General features: G+C 69.9%; 13 protein-coding genes. 4 read left to right on the forward strand and 9 right to left on the reverse strand.

Features of this window, described 5'->3' with window-relative positions:
* Positions 1-3: 3 nt before the first annotated feature.
* The 3 genes from ASH02_RS09840 to ASH02_RS09850 all read right to left on the reverse strand — a co-directional run bounded on the left by ASH02_RS09840 (position 4) and on the right by ASH02_RS09850 (position 1,633).
* On the reverse strand, positions 4-852 hold the full coding sequence (locus ASH02_RS09840; RefSeq protein ID WP_056677035.1) for an EamA family transporter: 849 nt from the start codon (positions 850-852) through the stop codon (positions 4-6).
* On the reverse strand, positions 849-1,325 hold the full coding sequence (locus ASH02_RS09845) for a DUF456 domain-containing protein (protein WP_200951066.1): 477 nt from the start codon (positions 1,323-1,325) through the stop codon (positions 849-851). The genes ASH02_RS09840 and ASH02_RS09845 overlap by 4 nt, the downstream gene beginning before the upstream one ends.
* A gap of 83 nt (positions 1,326-1,408) precedes the next feature.
* Positions 1,409-1,633 (reverse strand): DUF7455 domain-containing protein, encoded by a 225-nt coding sequence (locus ASH02_RS09850; protein WP_056677040.1) that lies wholly within the window; start codon positions 1,631-1,633, stop codon positions 1,409-1,411.
* 430 nt (positions 1,634-2,063) lie between these two features.
* On the opposite strand from ASH02_RS09850, the gene ASH02_RS09855 reads away from it, so the two are divergent.
* Entirely contained in the window at positions 2,064-4,091 is a 2,028-nt protein-coding gene (locus ASH02_RS09855) for a DNA gyrase/topoisomerase IV subunit B (RefSeq protein ID WP_414858572.1), read from the forward strand.
* A gap of 216 nt (positions 4,092-4,307) precedes the next feature.
* Here ASH02_RS09855 and ASH02_RS09860 read toward each other — a convergent pair whose 3' ends face one another.
* The 4 genes from ASH02_RS09860 to ASH02_RS09875 form a co-directional block, all read right to left on the reverse strand.
* Positions 4,308-4,802: a beta-class carbonic anhydrase gene (locus ASH02_RS09860; protein ID WP_056677044.1), complete on the reverse strand. Its 495-nt coding sequence runs from the start codon at positions 4,800-4,802 to the stop codon at positions 4,308-4,310.
* Between the two features lie 143 nt (positions 4,803-4,945).
* On the reverse strand, positions 4,946-6,709 hold the full coding sequence (locus ASH02_RS09865) for an MFS transporter (protein WP_235532491.1): 1,764 nt from the start codon (positions 6,707-6,709) through the stop codon (positions 4,946-4,948).
* Between the two features lie 4 nt (positions 6,710-6,713).
* Positions 6,714-7,424, reverse strand: coding sequence for an LppX_LprAFG lipoprotein (locus ASH02_RS09870; RefSeq protein WP_056677047.1), 711 nt, complete (start codon positions 7,422-7,424; stop codon positions 6,714-6,716).
* A gap of 4 nt (positions 7,425-7,428) precedes the next feature.
* On the reverse strand, positions 7,429-9,903 hold the full coding sequence (locus tag ASH02_RS09875; RefSeq protein ID WP_057294790.1) for a DNA gyrase/topoisomerase IV subunit A: 2,475 nt from the start codon (positions 9,901-9,903) through the stop codon (positions 7,429-7,431).
* Between the two features lie 91 nt (positions 9,904-9,994).
* Here ASH02_RS09875 and ASH02_RS09880 point away from each other — a divergent pair, with 91 nt between their 5' ends.
* The 3 genes from ASH02_RS09880 to ASH02_RS09890 all read left to right on the forward strand — a co-directional run bounded on the left by ASH02_RS09880 (position 9,995) and on the right by ASH02_RS09890 (position 14,500).
* The gene (locus ASH02_RS09880; RefSeq protein WP_056677050.1) at positions 9,995-12,697 is read left to right on the forward strand and encodes a bifunctional acetate--CoA ligase family protein/GNAT family N-acetyltransferase; all 2,703 of its coding nucleotides are present in this window, start codon (positions 9,995-9,997) and stop codon (positions 12,695-12,697) included.
* An 88-nt stretch (positions 12,698-12,785) separates the two neighbouring features.
* Positions 12,786-13,385 carry a DUF5998 family protein gene (locus tag ASH02_RS09885; protein WP_056677051.1) on the forward strand — a complete coding sequence of 200 codons (600 nt, stop codon included), beginning with the start codon at positions 12,786-12,788 and terminating at the stop codon, positions 13,383-13,385.
* Complete coding sequence (locus ASH02_RS09890) at positions 13,382-14,500, forward strand: alkaline phosphatase family protein (protein ID WP_057294647.1); 1,119 nt, start codon at positions 13,382-13,384, stop codon at positions 14,498-14,500. The genes ASH02_RS09885 and ASH02_RS09890 overlap by 4 nt, the downstream gene beginning before the upstream one ends.
* A gap of 6 nt (positions 14,501-14,506) precedes the next feature.
* On the opposite strand, the gene ASH02_RS09895 is transcribed toward ASH02_RS09890, so the two are convergent.
* Both ASH02_RS09895 and ASH02_RS09900 read right to left on the reverse strand, forming a co-directional pair.
* Positions 14,507-15,964 carry a multicopper oxidase family protein gene (locus ASH02_RS09895; protein WP_235539019.1) on the reverse strand — a complete coding sequence of 486 codons (1,458 nt, stop codon included), beginning with the start codon at positions 15,962-15,964 and terminating at the stop codon, positions 14,507-14,509.
* Complete coding sequence (locus ASH02_RS09900) at positions 15,965-16,426, reverse strand: hypothetical protein (RefSeq protein ID WP_056890891.1); 462 nt, start codon at positions 16,424-16,426, stop codon at positions 15,965-15,967. It abuts the gene before it with no gap.
* Between the last annotated feature and the right edge of the window lie 17 nt (positions 16,427-16,443).

A 16,443-nucleotide genomic window follows, 5' to 3' on the forward strand; every position in this document is an offset into this window, starting at 1 on the left:
GGATCAGGACGCGCCGGCGACCAGGGCGACGGCCACCACGCACAGTGCGAGGCCGACGCCCTGGCTCCGGTGGATGTGCTCGCGCAGCACGGTGGCCGCGAGCAGGATGGTGAACGCCGGGTAGAGCGAGGCGAGGATGGCGGCCACCGTCAGGTCGCCGTGATGGGTGGCCAGCAGGAAAGCGATGGTCGCTGCCGCACCGAGCACCCCGCTGACGGCTCCGACGAGGGCCATGGGCTCCCGCGGCACCCAGGGCCGGCCCACCGTGGTAGCCACCACTGCCACCATCGCGCAGGCCACGACCTGGTTGACCGTGAGGGGCAGCAGGCCCGCCTCGTCGGGGATCTGGGCCAGGGCGGCGAACAGGGAGCCGAACCCCAGCCCGGCCAGGGCTCCGTCGAGCACGGCGGTCAGATTGCGTTCGGCCGGCTGCACGCCCATCTTCGCGACCGGCTCGCGGGCCACCAGCCAGATGCCGGGCAGTGCGGCAGCGATCCCGAGCCACACCAGGGCGTTGGGCCGTTCGCCGGTGGCGAGGCCGACCACGACCGGGACCAGGGCCGCTCCGACTCCGGAGATCGGCGCGACCACACCCATGCGGCCGCCCGAGAGACCGCGATAGAGGAAGGCCGTCCCGAACCCGTTGCCGATCCCGCCGACCGCACCCCAGAGGAAGTGGACGGTGGCGGGCTCACCGCCGAGCACCAGGCCCAGGCCGAGGGTCAACAGGCCGCCGGTCACCGACGCGACGAACGCGACCGCCCAGGGCGACGTACGGCGTGAGGTCAGTCCGCCGACGAAGTCCGACAAGCCATAGCTGAACGCCCCGAGGAGGGCGAGCAGGCTGGTCACGTGAGGATCACGCCGACCGCGAAGGCGAGGGCGGCGAGGAGGCCTGCGGCCAGCTCGATCAGGATCGAGAGTCCGGCTGCCTTCAGCGCCGTCACGGTCGTACGGCGGGCAGCGGACTCACCCACGCGTCGTACCTCGGCGGCGTACACCCCGAGGACGAAGCCGATCACGAGGCCGAGCACGGGGATCACGAAGAACCCGACGATGCCGGCCACGGCGCCGACCATCAGGGTGGAGTTCGGCACCCCGGCCTGCTTCATGTGCTTCCCGGGAACCGAGAACTTCACGATGGTGCCTGCCGCGAGCACGACCGTGGCCACGGCGAAGACCACCCACGCGGTCGTGTCGCCGACGCTGACGGCCCACGCCAGGAGTGCGGCCAGGATCAGCAGGGTGCCGGGCAGGACGGGCACGAGGATGCCGGCGAGTCCGATGGCGATGGCCAGGGCGGCCAGGATGTCGACGAGCGTCACGGCGTCACCTTCCCACATGTGATCTCCCGGAACGACGAACGACCCCGACCGCAGGCGGTCAGGGTCGTTCGTCTCTGGTGAAGTCAGTCGGAGGAAGCCGTGGGCTTGTCCTCGAGCTTGTGCGTCTCGTCGATGACGTTGACGGCCACTTCGCGCAGCTTCTCGCTGTGCTCACGCGCGTGGTGAGCACAGAACAGGAGCTCGAGCCCGGAGGAGAGCTCGACGCGAAGGTAGGCCTGGGCGCCGCAACGGTCGCAACGGTCAAGCGCCGTCAGTGCGGCGGAACTGGGGGCAACTGCTGTAGTCACTTCGGCCTCTCTCTCTATCGTTGTCCGGTTCAACGAGCCAGGGAGTCAATTGATTCCCGGCCCACCGTGTCACCTGACACAGTCATCCAACCATGGTGCCCGTCTACCCGGTGTCGTGGTTTCCCACACACTGGACTTGCCTTCTTCTGGTGAAACGATCGAACCCTGACAGTGTGACGCGACAGGGGCACTTCCCGTTGCGTCTTCGCCACGGAAACCCCTGATCGTGTCGCATTCGTGACCGGGTCCACGCCTCAAACATAGGCCGGGGGCGGGTGAAAGCCGGGCAGCCCGACGATTTGGGACACCTCGTGGCGTCTCACAGGCGTGGCAGTGCGTGTCGCGGAGTCGCTCGGGATAGATTCGGGGGAGTAGGACGAGCGACTAGGAACCTGTCATCGACAACACGTACAACGCAGCACACCTGTTGGTGCTGGAGGGACTCGAGGCGGTCCGCAAGCGGCCCGGCATGTACATCGGCTCCACCGACACCCGCGGGCTGATGCACTGCGTCTGGGAGATCATCGACAACGGCGTGGACGAGGCGCTGGCCGGAGTGGCCCAGCGCATCGAGGTCACCCTCCACCCCGACGGCTCCGTCGAGGTGTACGACGACGGCCGCGGCATCCCCACCGACAAGGAGCCCAAGACCGGCCTCCCCGGTGTCGAGGTGGTGGCCACCAAGCTCCATGCCGGCGGCAAGTTCGGCGGCGGCTCGTACGTCGCCACCGGCGGCCTGCACGGCGTCGGGCTCTCGGTGGTGAACGCGCTCTCCTCACGCATGGACATCGACGTCGACCGGGCGCCGTCCGCCCAGGGCATCTCGTTCCAGCGCGGCATCCCGGGCGTGTTCGACGGTGACTCGCCGACCGCGAAGTTCGAGCCGAAGTCCGGCCTGAGCCGCAAGGGAAAGCGGGTGGCCAAGGGCAAGACCGGCACCCGCATCCAGTTCTGGCCCGACCGTCAGATCTTCACCAAGGACGCCGGCTACGTCTACGACGACCTGATCACGCGCGCCCGGCAGACGTCATTCATCGTGCCCGGACTCGAGCTGGTGATCCGCGACCAGCGCGGCCCCGACCCGGTCGAGGAGAAGTTCCGTCACGACGGTGGCATCGCCGAGTACGCCGAGTTCCTCGCCGAGGGCGACCCGGTGACCGACGTGTTGCGCCTCCAGGGCAGCGACACCTTCACCGAGACCGTGCCGATGCTCGACGCCGCGGGTCACATGACCCCGCAGGAGGTCGAGCGTGAGCTGGGCGTCGACGTGGCCCTGCGGTGGGGCATGGGCTACGACACGACCCTGCGCTCCTACGTGAACGTGATCGCCACTCCCAAGGGCGGCACCCACGTCAGTGGCTTCGAGCAGGCCATCACCAAGACCTTCAACGACGTCATGCGCGCCTCCAAGGCACTCAAGGTCAACGACGCCGACGTGATCAAGGACGACGTGCTCGAGGGCATGACCGCCGTGGTCACCGTGCGGCTGGCCGAGCCCCAGTTCGAGGGCCAGACCAAGGAGATCCTCGGCACCTCGGCCGCGCGCACCGTCGTACGCAAGGTGGTCGCCGCGGAGCTGAAGAACTTCCTGACCTCGACCAAGCGGGCCGAGAAGGCGCAGGCCAAGCTGGTCATGGAGAAGGTCGTCGGTGCCTCCAAGACGCGCATCGCGGCCCGTCAGCACAAGGAGACCCAGCGCCGCAAGAACGCGCTCGAGTCGTCGGCACTGCCGGCCAAGCTGGCCGACTGCCGCTCCAGCGACGTCGACCGCAGCGAGCTCTTCATCGTCGAGGGGGACTCCGCGCTCGGCACGGCCAAGCTGGCCCGCAACTCGGAGTTCCAGGCCCTGCTGCCGATTCGCGGCAAGATCCTCAACGTCCAGAAGGCCTCGGTCGGCGACATGCTGAAGAACGCCGAGTGCGCGTCGATCATCCAGGTGGTGGGCGCCGGCTCGGGCCGCACGTTCGACATCGACGCCACGCGCTACGGCAAGATCATCTTCATGGCCGACGCCGACTCCGACGGCGCCCACATCCGCACCCTGCTGGCCACGTTGTTCTTCAAGTACATGCCCGACCTGGTCATGCAGGGCCGGGTCTACTCCGCCGTGCCCCCGCTGCACCGCATCGAGATCACCCGGCCCAAGAAGGGTATGGACAAATACGTCTACACCTATTCCGACGCCGAGCTGCAGCGCAAGCTCGCCGAGCTCAAGCGCAAGAACGTCCCCTGGAAGGATCCGGTCCAGCGTTACAAGGGGCTCGGAGAGATGGACGCCGACCAGCTGGCCGAGACGACCATGGACCCCCGCCACCGCACCCTGCGCCGGATCACCGTCGACGACGCCGACGCGGCCGCCAAGGTGTTCGAGCTGCTGATGGGCTCCGAGGTCGCACCGCGCAAGGAGTTCATCGTGCAAGGCGCCTACGACGTCGACGTGGAGTCGCTCGACGCCTGACCGAGCGCGGCACGGTCACGCGGCGTGGCGCCAGGTGCGGCTCCGCCCACGGTCCCTCGGACCGTGGAACATGCAGTTCGGCCTGCGCCGGCGATGCCTGAGCGTCAACGCGCGGCTGGGATCTTGAACTGCATGTCGGACGGTCCGCTGTCGGCGTACGCGCGCCGTCGGTGCAGGCGCTGTCGGCGTACGCCGGGGCTCACCGACAGCGGCCGGTCAGAACTTCTGCTCGAGCAGGCCGGTGTCGACGTCGTAGATGAACCCGCCGACCTTGACCGTGTCCGGGATCAGCGGGTGCGCGGTGAGGGCGCGGATGTCCGCGGCCAGACTGGCGACCTGGTCCTCGACGACGTGGAAGTACTGCCAGGAGGCGTCCTGGCCGGCCGACTTGCTGATCGCCTCGCGGAGCTCCTGCTCGCTCTTGCTGGCCATCGCGCACCGGGTGTGCGGGACCACCAGGATGCGGTCGACGTTGAGCAGGTGGACGCCGAGGACGAGTGCCTCGAGGGCGGCCTCGGTGATGCGGCCACCGGGGTTGCGGAAGATCTTCGCGTCGCCGGCCTTGAGGCCGAGCATGTTGAGCGGATCGATGCGCGAGTCCATGCAGGTCACGATGGCGACGCCGGCATGGGCGACACCGTCGAAGCCACCCAGCTGGAAGTCATCGGCGAAGGAACGGTTGGCAGTCAACAGGTCATCGAAATCGCTCACGTTTTTCAACCTAGCGGAGCCGGCACGGTCGTCGTACGCAGGGTCGCAAATGTGGGACGAAGGTCACGGTTGGTGCATCAAGAATCCACGGCTCGCGGCGCAAGAATCCACGGTTCGCGCATCAAGAACTGCAGGCTCGTGGGTCAGCCGGCGGCGCGGAGGAGCTCACGGGTGTCCATGCCGCGGGTCTGGGCCCCGCGAAACAGCCACAGGGCGAGTACGGCGGCCGCCAGTGCGCACCCCGCGGCGCCGAAGAAGACCGTGTGCTCCTGCGCGAGGGCTGCCTGGGTGCCGCAGTAGCCGGTCTTGCCCGGGTGGTCGTCGAGGCAGTCGAGGTTGGCCTGGTAGAACCAGCGGACGCCGATCGTGGTCAGCGCCGAGATGCCGACCAGCATGCCGATCATGCGGGCCACCACGACCAGGGCCGACGCAACTCCGTGCACCGCATCGGCGGTGCTGGCCAGGAGCGCCGCGTTGACCGGGGCGAGGGCCAGCCCGAAGCCGAACCCGGCCAGCACCAGCGCCACGTTCGCCGTCGGGTGCTCGAGCGCGTTCTCGTCCCAGCGGGTCATCAGCAGGAATCCCGCAGCGGCGGCGACCATGCCGACCGCGGTGACCAGCCCGGCCGACCAGCGGCGGGTCAGGTAGCCGCCGATCACCGCGCCCACGGGCAGCGCGACCAGGAACCGCACCAGCACGAGGGCGGAGAGCAGTTGTGAGTCACGGTAGATCGTGGTGCGCGCGAAGATCGGGATGTCGATCAGTGCCGCGATCAGGGCCGAGCCGATGAAGAAGCTGACCAGCAGCGAGCCCCAGGCGGGCCGGTCGGTGATCGCGCCGCGCGGGATCAGCGGGCGTTCGGCACGGCGCAGGTGCATCAGGAAGGCGACCGTGGCGAGCGCCGCACCGAGGAGGTACCACGGGCCCTGCTCGGAGAAGACCTGCACCTCGGGGTCGGCGGTGGCGAAGGCGAGGATCACGCCGCCGAGTGCCACGGCCAGGAGCAGGGCACCCACCAGGTCGGCCTCGACGAGGTGGCGCAGCCAGGCGCGTACGTCGACCAGTGGCCGGCGCGCGAACAGGCAGCGCAGCAGCAGCACGAGTCCGGCACCCATGGCGACCACGCCGATCGGGGTCAGCCAGCGCCCGTCGCCCGTGTAGGGGATGAACAGCTGCCCCCACGTCAGGTCGCGTTGGAGCTCGCCGGGCCGGGTCATCGCGATCGCCGCGGCGACGGTGGCCACGACGGCCGCCAGCAACCCGATCAGGTCGGGCAGCCCCCGGGGTCGTGGCGTCGACTCCGGATGGTGCCCGCCGGCAACCGCCCGGATGGCCAGGGCGAGCACGACGCCGACGGCCAGGTTGATCGCGAAGATGTACTGCCACGGTGCGAACGCCAGGACGAGCGCGCCGAACAACGGACCGAGGACGCTGCCGAGCTCCTGGACGCCGGAGACGATGCCGAGGGGAAGCCCGCGGCGCTCGGCGGGGTAGATGTCGGCGACCAGGGCAAGGGTGGCCGGCACCAGCCCGCCACCGCCGACGCCCTGGAGGAACCGGCCGGTGACCATGCTGGGCAGGTCGTAGGCCAGTGCGGTGATCAGGGACCCGACCGCGAAGACGGCCAGCGACATCACCAGCACCGGAACCCGGCCGCGGAGGTCGGCAATCCGGCCGATCAGCGGCAGCATCGCGACGTACCCGAGCAGGAACCCGGAGATGATCGGGGCCGCGCGCTGCAGCTCGGAGATCGGGATCTTCGCGGTGCCCATCATCTCGGGCAGGGCGAGGACCACGACGTACGTGTCGGCGGCCGCGAACGCGACCGCGACGGAGGCGAAGACGAGCAGGAGCAGGCCCCTGCGCGCCGTCGTGCCGTCAGGGGCCTCTCGCGGGTCGCCGCCCACGGCGTCAGGGAGCCTTGACGTCGGACTCGTCGTACTTGCCGTAGTCGGTCAGCTTGATCGTGTAGGACATCGAGTCCACGTCGGGGTAGAACTGGCCGGTGATGTCGACCTGGCGCAGCTCGCCGTCCGAGTTGATCTGGTAGGTCACGTCGAAGGTGCCCTCGGCGCTCGGGATGATGCGGGTGACCTGGTCGCCCTCGAGCGTGCCGGTGTACTCGGTGAGCACCTCGCTGTTGTCGTCGCCGCCACGGACGTCGTCGCCCTGCTCGAGGTCGCCGGTCTCGACCAGCAGGTCGGAGACGCCGCCCTCCTCGGCCATCAGCACCGCCGGGTCGGGGGCGCCGTAGTCGGCAGGGTCGACCTCGGAGAACCCGGCGCCCAGGATGTCCATCCAGACCTTGCCGTCGAGCGCGACCACGTCGACCGGCACGGTCAGGCCGCTGCGCGAGGCGGTGAACTTGCCGTCGAAGCCGGCCGGGTGCACACCGATGCCCTCGCCGTCCTTGAGGCCGGACACGCCGTCGGGCAGGCCCTTCGAGGTCAGCGCGAGCTTCACCCCGGAGGTCTCGTCGAGGGTCTTCTTCGCCAGGGCGAGTGCCTCGTCGGGTTTGTTGCCCTTGCTGATCGGGTCGTCCTTGTCGTCGCCCGCACAGCCGGTCAGGGCGAGCGCGGCCGCGAGGACGATCGAAGTCAGGGCGTGTCGCTTCGTCAACATGGGCTCAGCCTTCCACAGGGGTCACGGGGTCAAACCGGGAGGCAACCGGGCCGGCGGCGGCCGCGATCGGCTGCGAAGCCGGTACGCCGGAGCCGTCGCGGCGGCCGGTCGCCTCGGGGAGGTCGATCGGAGAGCCACTGGCGGCGGCGGCGCGGGCCGGAGTCGGTCCGGCCCAGGCGAAGACCAGGGTGTCCTCGCCCTTGAGGAAGCGGTGGCAGCGCACGCCGCCGGTGCCGCGTCCCTTGGCGGGGTACTCCTCGAACGACGTCACCTTGACCGAGCCGGACTCGGTGCCGGGCAACGCGGTGCTGGACCCCGACGAGGTGACCACGACGGCGTCGCCGGTGACCGCGCCGAACCACACCGCCTGCTGGCCGATCGCCAGGCGTACGCCGGCCACGCCGCCACCGGATCGGCCCTGGGGGCGCACCAGGTCGGCGGCGAAGTGCAGCAGCTGGCCGTCGGTCGTGATGAAGCAGAGCTCGGCCTCGGGGTCGCCCAGCTCGAGGGCGCCGACCACCTCGTCGTCGTCCTTGAGCGCGATGACCTCCCAGTCGTCCTTGTTCGGGACGTCGGGGTTGACCCGCTTGACCACGCCGTTGCGGGTGCCCAGTGCCAGGCCGAGGCCCTCACCGGACAGCGAGGTCAGGCCGAGCACGCGCTCGCCCGACTCGAGCGAGACGAACTCGCTCAGCGGCAGCCCGCCGCTGAGGTGCGGGTCGTTGGCGGTCGGAGGCAGGGTGGGCAGCTCGAGCACCCCGAGGCGCACGACGCGACCCCGGTTGGTGAGCACGCCGACGTCGCCGCGGGCCGTGCTGCGCACGGCGGAGACGATCACGTCGTGCTTGGCGCGTCCGCCGCCGGTGCCGGGCGCGTCGTCGCCGTTGGTGCGGGCCAGCAGCCCGGTGGAGGAGAGGAAGACCAGGCACGGGTCGTCGGCCACCTCGAGGGGCGTGGCGGTCGCCTTGGCGGCCACACCGGAGGACTCGAGGAGGACCGTGCGGCGCGGCGTGCCGTAGGTCTTGGCGACGTCGGCCAGCTCGTCGGAGACCACCTTCCGCAGCAGCTTCTCGTCGGCCAGGATCGCGTCGAGCTCCTCGATGGTGCGGCGCAGCTCCTCCTGCTCCTTCTCGAGCTCGAGCTTGCTGAACTTCGTGAGCCGGCGCAGCGGCATGTCGAGGATGTAGTCGGCCTGGATCTCGGAGAGGTCGAAGATGTCGATCAGGCGTTCCTTCGCGGCACCCGCGTTGTCGGAGCCGCGGATCACCTGGATCACCTCGTCGATGTCGAGGATCGCGATCAGCAGCCCGTCGACCAGGTGCAGCCGGTCGGCCGCCTTGCCGCGGCGGTAGACCGTGCGGCGGCGTACGACGTCGAAGCGGTGGCCGAGGAAGACCTCGAGCAGCTCCTTGAGTCCGAGCGTGCGGGGCTGGCCCTCGACGAGGGCGACGGTGTTGATGCCGAAGGAGTCCTCGAGTGGGGTCTGTCGGTAGAGCTGCTCGAGCAGGGCCTCGGGGTGGAAGCCGTTCTTCACCTCGATGACCAGCTGCAGGCCCTTCTGACGGTCGGTGAGGTCCTTGATGTCGGAGATGCCCTGGAGCTTCTTGGTCTGCACGAGCGTCTTGATCCGCTCGATGATCTTCTCGGTGCCCACGCCGTACGGCAGCTCGGTGACCACGATGCCCTTGCGGCGGGCCGTGACGTTCTCGACCCGGGCGGTGGCCCGCATCTTGAACACCCCGCGGCCGGTCTCGTAGGCGTCGCGGATGCCGTCGAGCCCGACGATCTTGCCGCCCGTGGGCAGGTCGGGGCCGGGGATGAACCGCATCAGGTCGTCGACGGTCGCCGCAGGGTGGGTGATCAGGTGGCGCAGCGCCTGCACGACCTCGATCAGGTTGTGCGGCGCGATGTTGGTGGCCATGCCGACCGCGATGCCCGTGGTGCCGTTGACGATCAGGTTCGGGATCGCCGCGGGGAGCACCGACGGCTCGAGCTCGCGGGAGTCGTAGTTGGGCTTGAAGTCGACGGTGTCCTCGTCGATCGAGGTGGTCATCGCGACCGCTGCCGGCGCCATGCGGGCCTCGGTGTAGCGCATGGCGGCGGGGGAGTCGTCGGGAGAGCCGAAGTTGCCGTGCCCGTCGATGAACGGCACCCGCATCGACCACGGTTGCGCCATCCGCACCATGGCGTCGTAGATCGCCGAGTCGCCGTGCGGGTGGAGGCGACCCATCACCTCACCGACGACGCGGGCGCTCTTGACGTGGCCCCGGTCGGGACGCAGGCCCATGTCGTGCATCGTGTAGAGGATGCGGCGCTGCACCGGCTTGAGCCCGTCGCGCGCATCGGGCAGCGCGCGGGAGTAGATCACCGAGTAGGCGTACTCGAGGAACGACGCACGCATCTCGTCGCCGACGTCGATGTCGAGGATGTGCTCCTCGAAGTCGTCGGGCAGGGGTGGTTGCGTCGTACGTCGTGCCATGGCGGCCATTCTTCACGGTCGCCCTTGCGGAATCGCACTGGCCACGCCGCCTGCGTGCTACAACCCTTCCCGGACAGGCTAGATTTCAGCCGTGACCGTCTCCGGAACCGCCGCGCCGAAGCCGCCCAGGCACTGGGCCGCCGATGTCCTGCTCCTGGACGGCAGTACGGCGCACATCCGGCCGATCTATCCGTCCGACGCCGAGCTCCTCGTGGAGTTCTACGCGCGGGTCTCCGACGAGTCGAAGTACTACCGCTTCTTCTCGCCGATGCCGAACCTGTCCGAGAAGGACGTCGCACGCTTCACCAACGTCGACTACGTACGCCGCAACGCCTTGGTCATGATGCTGGCCGACAAGATGATCGCCGTCGGCCGCTTCGACGTGATCGAGCCGGGCGAGGCCGAGGTCGCCTTCCTCGTCGAGGACCAGCACCACGGCCGCGGCATCGCGCAGGTCCTGCTCGAGCACTTGGCGCAGGCCGGTCGCGAGCTCGGGGTCGAGCGCTTCGTGGCCGAGGTGCTCCCCGACAACCGGCGCATGATCAGCACCTTCAAGGACGCCGGCTACCACGTGGTCGGCGGCTTCGAGGACGGCGTGATGAGCCTCGAGTTCCCCATCGACCCGAGCCCCACCGCGATCGGGGTGATGGAGAACCGCGAGCACCGCGCCGAGTCCGCCTCGATCGAGAAGTTCTTCAACGCCCGTTCCGTCGCGGTCGTCGGAGCCAGCCGCCGCCAGACCACCATCGGCCAGGCGCTGGTCCGCAACCTGATCACCGGCGACTTCACCGGCGTGGTCTACGCGGTCAACCCCACCTCCGAGGCGGTCTCGGGGCTGCCTGCGTACTCCTCGGTGACCGAGATCCCCGGTCCGGTGGACGTCGCGATCGTCGCCGTACCCGCCACGTCCGTGCAGGACGTCGTCCTCGACTGCGCCGCCAAGGGCGTGCACGGCCTGATCGTGATCTCGTCCGGTTTCGCCGAGACCGGTGACGAGGGCCGTCGCCGGCAGCGCAAGCTGGTCGGCCTGGCCCGGTCCTACGGTCTGCGGCTGATCGGCCCGAACTGCCTCGGCGTGATCAACACCGACCCCGAGATCTCGCTCAACGCCTCATTGTCGGGCCTGATGCCGCCGCGCGGTCGTGCCGGGTTCTTCTGCCAGTCGGGCGCGCTCGGCTCCGCGATCCTGGAGAAGGTCTACAACCGTGGCCTCGGGCTCTCGACGTTCGTCAGCGCGGGAAACCGTGCCGACGTCTCGGGCAACGACCTCCTGCAGTACTGGGAGGAGGACGACTCCACCGAGGTCGTGCTGCTCTACCTGGAGTCGATCGGAAACCCGCGCAAGTTCTCCCGTATCTGCCGTCGCGTCTCGCGCCGCAAGCCGATCGTGGCGGTGCGGTCCGGGCGCACCACCCAGGGCGTCCCGATGGGCCACTCCGTGCGCACGATCGCGGCGCCGCAGCAGTCGGTCGACGCGATGTTCCGCCAGGCCGGCATCATGCAGGTCGACACCCTCGAGGAGATGTTCGACGTCGCCCAGCTGCTGGCCCACCAGCCGCTGCCGGTCGGACGCCGGGTGGCCGTGGTCGGCAACTCCGACGCCCTCGGCCTGCTGGCCACCGACGCCGCGGCCTCGGTCGGCCTGGTGGTGAGCAAGTCCGTGGCGCTGGGGGCCGAGGCCACCGCGGAGGACTTCGAGGACGCCCTCGACGCGGCCATCGACGACCCCGACGTCGACTCGGTCGTGGCGGTCTACATCCCGCCGCTCAACGTCAGCGGCGAGGAGGTCGCCAACGTGCTGGCCGCCGTCGGCGAGCAGTCCGACAAGCCCCTGGTGTCGACCTTCCTCGGCGCCGAGGGCGTGCCCGAGCTGCTGCGCGTGCCCGACGTCGCCGGCTCGACCGCCGGCCGCGGATCGGTGCCGTCCTACCCGGCCGTCGAGTCCGCGGTGCGGGCCCTGGCCCACGTCGTCGAGTACGCCGTGTGGCTGCGCACGCCCCAGGGCGAGGACGACCACGTGCCCGACGTCGAGACGCTGACCGCCAAGAAGCTGGTCAACTCGGTGCTGATGAAGAGCCCCGAGGGCCGCAACCTCGAGTTCCCCGAACTGCGCGACCTGCTCGCCGCCTACAACATCGAGCTCTGGGAGCCGCGACCCGTGGGCACCGTCGACGAGGCGGTCGCGGCCGGCGTCGACCTGGGCTGGGAGGTCGTGCTGAAGGCGACCGCGGAGCACCTGCGCAACCGACCCGACCTGGCGCACGTGCGGCGCGGGATCGACGACGAGACCGAGATGCGTGAGGCCTGGCGTGAGCTCGGCGAGGTGATCAGCGACCCGTCGACGGCCGAGTTCGTCGTGCAGAAGGCGGCTCCGCCGGGTGTGCCGGTCGGGATCGCCGCGGTCGAGGACCCGCTCTTCGGCCCGGTCATCTCCTTCGGCATCACCGGGCCGCTGACCGAGCTCGTGGGCGACAAGGCCTACCGCATCCCGCCGCTGAACCTGCACGACGCCCGCGCGATGACCCGCGAGATCAAGAGCTCTCCGATGCTGTTCGGCTACCGCGGCAGCGAGGTCGTCGACGTCGACCGGATCGAGGAGCTGATCCTGCTGGTGGCTCGGCTGAAGAACGACTTCCCGCAGCTGCGGTCCATCGACCTGTCCCTGGTGCTGGCCGGACGCAGCAGCGCCACCGTGCTCTCCGCAGAGGCGCGCGTGGAGCCGATGGCCGACCTGCGTTCTGACTGGTTCGTACGCCGACTCAGCGCGCAGGTCGAGGACACCATCCCCGACTGAGCCCCGATCCGGCGAGCCCCTGCCCCGATTTCCACATCGGTGCCGGATCGAGTGCGCGTGCGCTCCGGCACCGTGACAGACTCAGACCATGCGCAACCGTGGACTGACCGACCCCTCCGACACGTTCGCCGCGTTGAGGGCCGCGATCGACCGCACCGGTTACTACCCCGAAGTGGTCGCCGACGGGGTCAACGCGGCCGTCGCCGGGGAGCAGGTGGTCTCCTTCTACGTGCACCACGAGCCGACGATCGAGCGCGACGAGGTGCGCCGCCACATCACGGTCGTCGTCCTCACCCCGAGCCGGCTGATCCTGGCCCACACCGACGAGCACGCCGGTGACGACCTGCTCCCGCAGCCCTACACGTCGACCTCCACCGAGGCCATCGCGCTGTCGTCGGTCCGCTCCGTCGTGGTCACCCGCATGGTCGCGAACCCCACGTCGGGGCCGCAGCCGGCCGCCGAGGCCGTGGTGACCGTGGGCTGGGGCGGCGTCGGGCGCATCGACCTCGAGCCGGCCGGGTGCGCCGACCCCGACTGCGAGGCCGATCACGGCTACACCGGGTTGCTCGCCTCCGACGACTTCTCCCTGCGCGTCTCGGCCGCCGCCGAGGGACATGACGCGGTGACCTCCCTGCTGGCCTTCGCCGCCGAACTGTCGGCGGCGACGCACGCCTCGCCTGCGTCGTGACCTCCGGGTTCGTCGAGCCCGCGTACTCCCGGCGCTCGCTGGGCGACGTGGTTCCGGCGGTCGCCCGCGCGTTGGGCACGCCCCTCGACGGTGACGGTCCCAGCGACCTCGAGCTCCCCGACGCCGCCGGCTACGTGGTGTTCCTGATCGACGGGCTCGGCCAGCGGCTCCTCGAGCGCTACGCCCACGCGGCGCCGTACCTCGCCGAGCTCGCGGGCACCCCGGGCACCGCCGGCGTCCCGTCGACGACGGCCACCTCACTGACCTCGCTCGGCACCGGTCTCACGCCGGGTCAGCACGGACTGGTCGGCTTCACCGCGCGGGTCCCCGGCACCGACAAGCTGCTCAACCACCTCTTCTGGGACCAGGACGTCGACCCGGTCGAGTGGCAACCGCACCCGACGGCGTTCGCCCGGCTGGCCGCGTCCGGCGTACACGTCGCGTCGGTGAACAAGCGGGCCTTCGACGGTTCGGGCCTGACCCGCGCCGCGCACCGCGGCGCGGAGTACCTGGGCGCCGACAAGGCGGGGGAGCGGATCGCGGCCGTCGTCGGTGCCTCCGGTCGGGCGCCCTCGCTGACCTACGTGTACGACGGCGACCTCGACTGGACCGGTCACAAACACGGCGTGGCCTCGACCGCGTGGCTCCAGCAGCTCGCCATGATCGATGCCGAGGCCGAGCACATGCGCGAGTCGCTGCCCGACTCCGTGCGCCTGCTGGTGGTGGCCGACCACGGCATGGTCGACAGCCCGATGTCCGCGCGGGTCGACGTCGACGAACACCTCGAGCTCCGTGACGGCCTGGCCCTGATGGGAGGCGAGGCGCGGTTCCGGCACCTCTACTGCCGGCCCGGCGCGGTCGACGACCTCGTGGCGACGTGGCAGGGCGTGCTGGGCGACCGTGCCGACGTGCTGACCCGCGACGAGGTGATCGCCAAGGGCTGGTTCGGCTCCGTCGAGTCACAGGTGCGCGGCCGGCTCGGCGACGTGATGGTGGCCTGCCGCGGCGACGCGGCCGTGGTCTCCACACGCGACTTCGCCTACGAGAACACCCTGGTCGGCCTGCACGGTTCGCTGACCCCCGACGAGATGACCATCCCCATCATCATCGACTGAGGCGGGTCACTCCGGATGGTTGTCCGTGCGCCCTCCGATCGAGAACGAGGACGTGACATCCGTGTACATCAGGTGGGTGACCAGGCCCTCCGCCGCGTGGGGGAGGTTGTGGCAGTGGTCCATCCAGAGTCCGGGGTTGTCGGCGACGAACGCGATGTCGTAGGAGTCCCCGGTGGCCACGTCGAGGGAGTCGACCCACCACGGGCTGCCGGTGGCCGGCTCCCCGTTGCGTGACAGCACCAGCACGTGGTGCCCGTGCAGGTGCATCGGGTGGGGCTCGCCGCTGCCGTTGTCGATGTGGAAGACGACGACGTCGCCCTCGCCCACCATGTACATCGGGACGTTCGGGAAGATGTGCCCGTTGATCGTCCACCAGCGCCCCGGCCTGCCGTCGAGGAACCCGAGGCGCCGACCGATGCGGTAGTCGAACTCACGGTCCGGGTGGCCGGCGTCGAGACCGGTGCCGGTCGGCTCGCCGTAGTCCAGGAGGTCGATGAGCTCTCCGGGAGGTTCGGCCTCCCGGCCTCCGGAAGGGTCGCCACCGAGGGTCAGTGCCGTCGTACCTCCGAAGTCGACGCGGGCACCGCCCGGGGGTACGACGAAGCCCAGGTCCACGCGACCTCCGGCGGTCACCTCGATCCCCTTTCCGGTCACGGGCTCGGGGCCGTTGAGGTCTGTGCCGTCGACGGCCCGCACCTCGTAGGCCGCGCCGGTGACCCAGACCGTCTGCGCGACGTTGTCGGTGTTGACCACCCGCAGCCTGACGGGCCGGCCGGGCAGGGCGTCGACCGCGGTGGTGCCGGGGCGTCCGTCGAGGGTGGCCCGGGTGCCGTACTCGTGGAGGAGCACGGTCCGGTCCAGCACTGCCGGATCGGGGTCCTCCGGGTCCACCACGAGAGCACCGAACAGGCCGTTGCGGACCTGCTCGTGGGAGACCTGGTGCGAGTGGTACCAGTAGGTGCCGATCCGGTCGACGACGAACCGGTAGACGAAGTCGTCCCCCGGCATGACCGCGTCCTGGGTCACGCCGGCCACGCCGTCCATGGCGTTGGGCACGTCCACCCCGTGCCAGTGCAGGGTCGTGCCGTCGCCGATGTTCTCGTTGACCAGTCGCACCTGCACGAGGTCGCCCACGGTGGCCCGGATCGTCGGACCCGGGCTGGTGCCGTTGACCGTGTAGCGGCCGTCCTGCCGACGCACCGTGAGGGTGACCGAGACGTCGGCCGGTCGCCCGGACTCCTCGACCAGGTCGGCCACCGCCGTCCCGGCGTGGTCATGCTGGTGGTCATGTCGGTGGCCGTGCGGGCCGCCACCGTAGTCGTGGTAGCCCATCGTGGCCATGTCGTAGGTGTCCGGGACGAGGCTGTTCTCCCACATCCAGGCGATGGGGACAGCCACGGCCAGGGTGGCGACCGTGGCGACCAACAGGCGCAACCGGCCGGAGCGCAACGCGCTGGGGGCCACCTAGACGGCCATCGGCACGGGTTCCTCGGCCCGAGTCGAGGCCACGCGGTGCCCCGCGACCACCGCGAGTCCGAACACGAGGAGTGCGTTCAGGCCGTGCACGGCACCGAAGATCGGGTACTCGTGGCCGAGCCCGGGCAGTACCTGGGACTGGATGATGACCAGGACGAAGAGGATGCCGGCGTACTTGACCCCGCCCGGGACCTTGGCGAAGAACGAGACGACCAGGAAGATCAGCGAGATGGCCGGGATGATCATGGCGCCGTTCAGCCCGTGGATCATGAACCCCCGCTCGGCGTAGAAGTTCCAACCGCAGTCGTCGCAGTCCAGCGTCGCCTTGTTGAAGACGTTGCCGTCCTCGATCCACTTGCCGAAGCCGAAGAACGCCCACGCGATCGCGCTCGCCTGGATCACGACCTCGAGGGCGATCAGATAGGCCAGTACCCGGTATGCGTTTCGCATGATGCCCCCTCGCGACA

It is taken from the genome of Nocardioides sp. Soil796, assembly GCF_001429525.1.
Lineage (GTDB): Bacteria > Actinomycetota > Actinomycetes > Propionibacteriales > Nocardioidaceae > Nocardioides.